General features: G+C 61.3%; 1 protein-coding gene and 1 pseudogene. Both read right to left on the reverse strand.

Annotation, left to right across the window (positions count from 1 at the left end; all coding sequences use genetic code 11):
* A pseudogene (locus ACQKP4_RS28910) lies at positions 1-947 on the reverse strand (toxin); the annotation flags it as partial.
* A gap of 57 nt (positions 948-1,004) precedes the next feature.
* Positions 1,005-2,199 (reverse strand): RHS repeat-associated core domain-containing protein (locus tag ACQKP4_RS28915; protein ID WP_427637426.1); only part of this gene is annotated, 1,195 nt, incomplete at its 5' end.

A 2,199-nucleotide genomic window follows, 5' to 3' on the forward strand; every position in this document is an offset into this window, starting at 1 on the left:
AAGTCGCGGTGGCCATCGACACGTTGATTGGCGAAATGAATGGGCTCGAAGAGGTGGTCCTCGAGGCGGGTAATGTTGCCGACGGGGTCGTAGAAGTACTCGATATCCTGCAACGTCGATCCGCCGATTTTGCGAGCGCGTTGCGTGCTCAGGCGATCATTGGCCGGGTCGAAGGTCCAGGTGCTGAGCACGTCGTTGCCGGCGCGTTGCTCGATGAGGCGGCCGGCGGCGTCGTACTGCGCGCTTTTCAGAACCTGTTTCCAGGTCACGTCTTCTTTGAGCCGCAGTTGCACTTCGTGAAGCTGCCCGGCGATGTCGTAACGCAACTGTTGCTGATGGCCTGCGGCATCGGTCTGACTCAGCAAGACGCCGAGCGGGCTGTACGTTCGACTGGACGGGTAGTCGATGCCCTCCAGTAGCGCCTGGGTTTCATGCCGTGGCAATCCGAGCAGGCTGTAGCTGTTGAAGGTCAGGGTGACGGATCGATCGAGCTGTTGGGTCATCTGGCCGCGCAAGTTGCACATGGGGTCTGCCGAGGCATCGCCGTAGACAAAGCGTTCGACGTGCGGCTGGCTGTTTTCCTCGACATCCAGCGGGCGTAACTGCCCGTCGTAGGTGATGCGCCAATGACCGCCGCGTGCATCCCAGCGCTGCAGTTCTTCACCGGCCAACCCGAGCAGGCTCAAGCGCCAGCCGGCATCGACGGAATCGATCTTCAGCAGGGCGCCTGAAAGGTGATGCCCCGAGGTCAGGTTGGGGGTGTTGGGCGCCAGCCGTGGGTCTGTTTGTTCGAGCAGGCGCCCGGCCGCGTCATGCCGCTGGCGGGTGACAAGGGTTTGCTGCGCCCCGCCGATGAGCTGGCGCAAGTAGGCGACTTGGCGAATCGGTAGGCCCCGGCCGTCAACGGCGATCAGGTTTGGGGTGCGTGCATGCAGGCTTGGGCTCACAGGGCGTCGCTCCAGAAAGGCGTCTGCGCAATCGCGGTGCGGCGCACCGAGTGCCGTTCAGTTTTTCTCCCGTTGCCGATGGGCGTCACGTGCCTGCCTTAACAGGAACTGGTTATCGGTCGTGCCCATTTCCTTGTAGTGCGCCATGCCGCTTTTGGCGCGGGTGATCAGATCCTGAGTCCTGGCGTGTTGTTGTTTCAATGCGCTGCGCAGGATCGGCTCAAGCAGACTGCTGTCGGTCATGCCATTGACATTGGGAAACAGCGTCGCCGGGTAAATGATGTCGGCCCCGGCGATATCAAATGCGGCGTCGGCAGTGGCGTAGCGTTGGTTGTCGACGGTTTGCCATTCGTCCAGCATCCGCTCGATTTTCATGATTTTGGCCGGGTCCAGGCGGTTTTTCATGTCCTCGGCTTCCTGGACTCTGGAGCCCATGGCAAGCACAGCGCTGATTCCGGGCACGACTGAGCCCACCACGTTATTGAGGAAAATATTCGTCGCGCCCGCCAGCCAGTCAGGGCCTTCATCCGCAGAGAGGCCGAGCTGGCGATCAATGGCCGCGATGCTCATTTGCGTTGTCTGCGGTATCAGCGGCCTGATCAGTCCCGACATTGGCAGCGTCGAGCCACTCGCCCCGCCGCCCAGTTCAGCGCCCAGATTGCCGCCGGTCAAGCCTTCGGAAAAAGGCGGTTTGCCCTGGCTGGTGAAGTTGACGGAGTGGGGCGCATCGGGCAATCCGACGCCGCCGGCTTGAGCCCCGTAGAAGCCGCCCAGGAAACCGATGGCGGCATTGATGGATTCGCCGGTGAAGTTCTTCAGCAGGTCGATGGCGATATCGGTTTGGTGGAACACGTTGTCGAGCTGCGCCAGGGTCTGCGTGGCATAGCCCTCCAGCACAGTCACGAAATTGGCGTAGTTGTAGATGACCTCGTCGAATCGCGCTTGTCCGTTTTTATCGGTGTATCGCAGCGGATTGTTCCCGACAAATGCATACAGGTTCAGCCCGTCCACGTCCCCCGCCGGGTCGGCGCTGATCCAGCGTTGCAGCCAGGGCGCGTAATAACGCGCGCCGTAGTAATACAGCCCGCTGTCGTCCATTTCCTGGCCGGAATAACGGATGGTTTTGTAATCGACCTCGACTTCGTTGCCTCGGGCATACCAGGCGGTGGCGCCGAACGGGTAATAACCTTCCTGGCTGATCACCTGCGCCTGCTGATCGAGTTCCAGCGAGCAGGAACCGAGGTGATCGTCG

Source organism: Pseudomonas sp. NPDC086278 (genome assembly GCF_050280905.1).
Classification (GTDB): domain Bacteria; phylum Pseudomonadota; class Gammaproteobacteria; order Pseudomonadales; family Pseudomonadaceae; genus Aquipseudomonas.